This window comes from Schlesneria sp. (genome assembly GCF_036405755.1).
Classification (GTDB): domain Bacteria; phylum Planctomycetota; class Planctomycetia; order Planctomycetales; family Planctomycetaceae; genus Schlesneria; species Schlesneria sphaerica.
Genome location: NZ_DASWWZ010000243.1, coordinates 1 through 5,349 on the forward strand (window position 1 = coordinate 1; position 5,349 = coordinate 5,349).

4 protein-coding genes and 1 pseudogene are annotated in these 5,349 nt (G+C 56.3%); all 5 read right to left on the minus strand.

All coding sequences use genetic code 11. The features are described from left to right. On the minus strand, nucleotides 1-661 hold a 661-nt coding region (locus tag VGE80_RS08620; protein WP_440592367.1), incomplete at its 3' end, for a DUF58 domain-containing protein. 90 nt (nucleotides 662-751) lie between these two features. Next, nucleotides 752-1,765 carry an AAA family ATPase gene (locus VGE80_RS08625; protein ID WP_373649077.1) on the minus strand — a complete coding sequence of 338 codons (1,014 nt, stop codon included), beginning with the start codon at nucleotides 1,763-1,765 and terminating at the stop codon, nucleotides 752-754. A gap of 36 nt (nucleotides 1,766-1,801) precedes the next feature. Next, complete coding sequence (locus VGE80_RS08630) at nucleotides 1,802-3,673, minus strand: hypothetical protein (protein WP_440592368.1); 1,872 nt, start codon at nucleotides 3,671-3,673, stop codon at nucleotides 1,802-1,804. Continuing rightward, on the minus strand, nucleotides 3,649-4,806 hold the full coding sequence (locus VGE80_RS08635) for a vWA domain-containing protein (protein ID WP_440592369.1): 1,158 nt from the start codon (nucleotides 4,804-4,806) through the stop codon (nucleotides 3,649-3,651). The genes VGE80_RS08630 and VGE80_RS08635 overlap by 25 nt, the downstream gene beginning before the upstream one ends. Nucleotide 4,807: 1 nt before the next feature. Then, nucleotides 4,808-5,349 (minus strand): annotated as a pseudogene (locus VGE80_RS08640) (hypothetical protein); the annotation flags it as partial.

Consider the following 5,349-nt stretch of genomic DNA (forward strand, 5'->3'; position numbering starts at 1 on the left):
ATTCCAGTGAACACAAAAGCTGAATACCAAACACTTCCAACCCGGCACTGAAGAGCTGGTTCATGGGGCGTTCCATCGCGCCGAAGGTGAGGAAGTCAGACAGAATCACACATACACCACGACCCCGGTGCTGCTTCAGAACCGCTTCGACCGCTTCATCGATCGGGAAATCGCCCCCGGGCGGCAGGTCCTCAAGAAACGAGAAGATCCGTTTCATGCTCATCCTGCCCGAACAGGGAGGCAGGATCTGCGGAGTCTGACCGGCGTGCTGGCAGGCAAAGACACTGACCTTTTCCAGATTCATGAGACCCATGATGGCGAAGCAGGCGGCAAGCTGTTTCGCCTTCTCGAACTTCTCGCCGAATCGCATCGATGCTGAGGCGTCGACCAGCACGACGACGTGCATCTCTTCTTCGTGACGATAGAGTTTGACGTAGGGCCGATTGAGTCGTGAGAAGATGTTCCAGTCGACATACCGCATGTCGTCGCCGGCGGAGTAATCCCGGTAGTCGTTGAACTCGGTGCTGGTCCCCCCCTTGCCGGCCAGATGTTCGCCGCGGCTGCGGTTGGTTCGACGTCGCATCGGCAACAAACGCATCCGCTCCACCCGAGACAAGGTCGAGTTGTCGAGCAGCGCGGTGAATTGCTTCCTGGCTTCCATGAATTTCCTGTCAGTCCGAACGAAGGGCTTCTGCGGAACCGTTACCCGGCATTCCTGCCGGACGAGCTCTTTAAAGCAATGTCGAAGTTATCACATGGTCTCGGCGAGTGAGTTAATGCATTCCTGAACGACCTCGTTCACATCGAGATTTTCTGCCTGGCCATCGTAGTTGAGCAGCATCCGGTGCCCCAGCACTTCCGCCGCGAAGTGGCGGATATCCTCGAAGGCGACGTGGACACGTCCTTCCGCGAGTGCCCGAACGCGGGCCGCGCGAATCAGTGCCTGTGCCGCCCGTGGACTGGCTCCCCACTTGATGAACTGCCTTACCCGCTGCGGTGCAAAGTCGGTAATCGGATGGGTGGCCAGCACGAGCCGAACTGCGTAGTCACGCAGAGCATCCGTCACCACGACCTTATCGAGGATCTTGCGCAGGGCCATGATGCGATCCGAATCGAGCAACTTGGAGATCTCGACGGGCGTTTTGAGGATCGTGCGGCTTACCACCTCATTCAGTTCCTCCCGGTTCAGAAAAGGAACCACGACCTTAAACATGAATCGATCGAGTTGTGCTTCAGGAAGTGGATAGGTCCCTTCCTGCTCAATCGGATTCTGCGTCGCCAGAACAAAGAAGGGTTCTTTCAACTGATAGATGTTCCCGGCCGTCGTGACGGAATGTTCCTGCATCGTCTCGAGCAAGGCGGACTGCGTCTTGGGAGACGCACGGTTGATTTCATCAGCCAGCAGCAGTTGCGTGAAGATCGGACCCTTACGGAATTCAAAGCGGTACTGGCCGTTCTCGTCACTGGACATGACGTTCGTTCCGACGATGTCCGCGGGCATCAGGTCGGGAGTAAACTGGATACGACGGAACTCCAGATCCAATACTCGCGACAGTGCTTTCACGAGTTCGGTTTTACCCAGTCCCGGCACACCTTCCAGCAAGACGTTACCGCCGCACATGATTGCCGTGAGGGCCGCTTCGACCGTTCGCGACTGACCAACGATGACTTTTCCAATCGCCTCTCGCGCGTCCGAGAACTGGCGTTTGAAATGAGCGGCTTCCGCCTCCAGAGAAACCAGATCACTAACTTCAGCAGCACTCATCTTTGAAACCTTCTGGTATTAAAAATGTGTTTTGAACTATTTTTCTTCGTCGCGTTTGCGTTTCATCGCCAGCAGGCGTTCGGTTGTTGAGACCGCAGGTCGGTCGGAGGTTTCGGCCGGTGCATCCGGCGGTTTCGGACTGCCCGCATTTGGCGGAGTGGCGGGCTTTTGCGAAGGACGCGGGAGAACTGTGCCTGCAGTGGGGGGTGGGAGTGGACGTGCTTCGCGGCGCGACTTGAGTGCCGCCGTTGCCGACTCCTTCGCCTGCAGCAACGCACCCATCGTCGCTGTTGATGCCGTACGGCGACCGAATCCCAGAGCGGCTTTGATTGCCCCTAGATCCAGCTGGATCCGCCGCATCGCCACGTCAAGTGGCACCAGGATGGCCAGTGCAATCAGAAACCAGTCAAAGATGGGTTTGGTACTGCGTTTCGCCGCACGACCATGACGATAAATATCATCCTTTTCGGGATCACCCGACAAGACTCGGCCATTCGTTCGATCAGCCACTTCCTGAAGTGTCTGACGATTCGATCGGAAACGGAGGTATTCGGGTGAATAGGGAACGATGAATCCACCAAATGCGACGTCCTTTCGTTCACCCGCCGTCCCTTGCCCGATCGCGTGGTAACGACCATGCCCCCAGAGCGGGACTGTCGCCTGATAACGGCGAGGGGCAACCTGCTTGAGAGTGACAATCTCGGACTTCTCATTCGGACCAGCCAGCTTCGCGGTGACTTGCAGAAAGCCTTCTTCGGGATGGAAATCTTCCACCACGATGACGGCATCGCCTCCAGAAGTATGCGTCGACATCCGCAGGTGACCATCCTTTTTCACACGGCTCACGTCTGTCAGCAGTTGTTTGACGAACGGCTGAAAATGATCCCATTTCTGCCAGTGCTCGCCCCAGTTGGTACTGAAATCGGATGTGAACGCGGCAGTCTTCCCCAGTCCGTGCTGCCAGACTGATAGAATAGGGTCCTGTGAGTCCGCATCTTCGGCATCTGGCGGCGCTGTGAGAATCGTCATCGCGAGATCACCTTTGGCCGTCGTAATCACATAGCCTTTTAGTTCCGGCAGCCCGTCGATCCCTTTCAGAATCGGAGACGGAAATGCGACTTCCGGGGTAAAAACCTTGTTTTGCAGCATGCTCCGTTTGAGCGTCTTCGATTCCTTGATGAAAATTGCGGGAAGCTGGTTGGGATCTTCCGGAAAGTAGTATCTCCCTCCGGTCACTTCAGCGACGGATTGCATCTTCGAAATTTCCAGACCACCGTGAGGGAAGATCGCCACCATCGAGACACTGATTTTGTTGTCGATGAACTCCTTAATGAGCGTGGGGGTCGGCGGCTGCGGATCCCCGTCGGAGAGAATGATCATGTGACGAGTCGCCGCGTCACTCTTCAGCAGCCCCTTCAGGCCAATCTGCATGGTGTTCTGAAAACTGGGCATATCGCCGATGGTGGCGCCGTTGATGATCGGCACAAGCTGTTCATAGTTCGCCGCGGGGGTCGGTTCGAACAACCACTTCTCGCCCGTTTCCGTATACGCAAGTACCCCCACTTCGTCCTGGGCACCCAGCACTTTGATCGCCTGTTTGGTGATCCGCTTGCCCCAGGTGTTCCCTTCAGGGAACTCACACGAATGCAAGATGATTGCAAGCGCCCCTTTGGGAAGCACCTTCTTCTGTGAGACATCCATGGTCACGGGCAGGATTTCTTCAATCACTGTTCGATGGTAACCGCCCGGCCCGAAACTGTTTGCCCCCCCGACCATGACGAAGCCCGCACCCAGGTTGTAGACAGCGTCGCGAACTGCCTGAAGCTGCTGAACGTCGAACTCGTCGTGCGGGACATTAACGAAGATGATGCAGTCGTAGGGCATCAGCGACGTTGCATCACGGGGCATGTCCACACCGTCAATCCGCTCAACCGCTCGTTCACCATCGCGGATCGCTTTTCCAGCAGTTCCCAGTCCCGGCGATCTCCCGATCCGTCTGTGACCAGAAGAACTTTTCCTTCCCCTTCGACGAAGACGTAGTTCAGGACCGTGTTGTTCTGAGGAAGACTGTCCTGCGCCTTGGGAACTTCAATACTGGCCGTGTATTCGTAGTAGCCTGCCGTTCTGAGCGTAATCGGAACGGTGTACCGGTTAGTCCCTTCCTTATACTCGACCTCCTGTTCGGCAATGACGTTTCCGTTTTCACGCAGAACCAGCTTCCCTTTGCCATCGTTGAGCGACTTGACCAGCATCCCGGCTTCGTACGTCTCGCCCAGCTTGACCCCTTGAGGCAAGTCCAGTCGTTCCAGCCAGACCTCGTTGCTGTAGGAGTAATCGATGGGAAGAACATCAACGACGACGCCACGCCCTTTCAAATCGTCCAGAATACGGGAGAGGTTCCCCTCCGTCTGAACTCCGTCGCTGATCAGGACCACTTTGCCCTGATAGTCTTCCGGCAGGAGCGCCCCGGCATAGGACAAGGTCTGCTCGATGTTGGTCGCACCACGATCGACTTGCGAATTGAACGCTTCGAAGGGGAAGCTCATGCTGGGCGAAAGCTCACACGCTGGCGTCTTGCCAAAGATGATGAGGCCCGCTTGATCCGACTTCCCTTTAGGTCGCTGGTTTTGCACTGTTTGAACGACGTAGTTCAGCGCGTCGTCGGGGCTGTAGATGGAATCGCTCACGTCCAGGGCGAAGACGATCGACATGACGTCCATTGTCTTAACGGACCGTGGCTCTGCCAGCACCATGGACAATAAACCGAGCAGTGTGAGCCGCGTTAACAGAGCAACCGTCGCACGCCCGCGCGGAAGCCCGGCATATCCCGCCACGTGCATCCACCAGATCCACGGAGCAAAGACAATCAGCCCCAGCATGATGGGGCGAGCGAACATCAGGTAGTGCCCATACTCCAGTCCGAAACAGGCAACTCCGAAGACGATCAGAAAGACGATGAGGGGCCAGGCATCCCGCCAGCGGATCGCCCGCCGAGACATTGGAAAGAAGCTGGTGAAGATCCGGCGCAGTTTATTCATCATCTCAAAGGTCCAACTCCACGATCCGTCGATTGCCGGTATCGCAAACGTAGATTCTGCCCCGCCGGTCGATGCTGATACCCCAAGGGGTTGAGAACTGTGCTTCCTGCTGACCGGGGCCCGATCGTCCGTAACGACCTAACAAACGACCGGACCGGCTAAACTTGGAAACACGCCCTGCTCCATATTCCACGACCAACAGATCCCCCTTCTGGTCCACGGCGATGTCATAGGGATAATGAACTTCAGCTATTCTGTCTGAATCTGCCAGAATTGCAACCGGATTCCCTTCGTCCGTGTAAACCTGAATCCGATTATTGAACGCGTCAACGATATAGAGGTGGTGATCATACCAGACAATTCCGCTCGGTCGCTGAAACTGCCCCAGCCCGGTTCCCGGCCCTCCGAACTGCAGGAGAAACGTTCCGTCAGGACGAAACTTCTGGACCCGGTCGTTCTGCCCGTACTCACAAACATAAAGGTTTTCGTCGGGGTCCTGAGTGATCGAAACAGGATACACAAAATCGCCCGGTTCGCTCCCTCGCT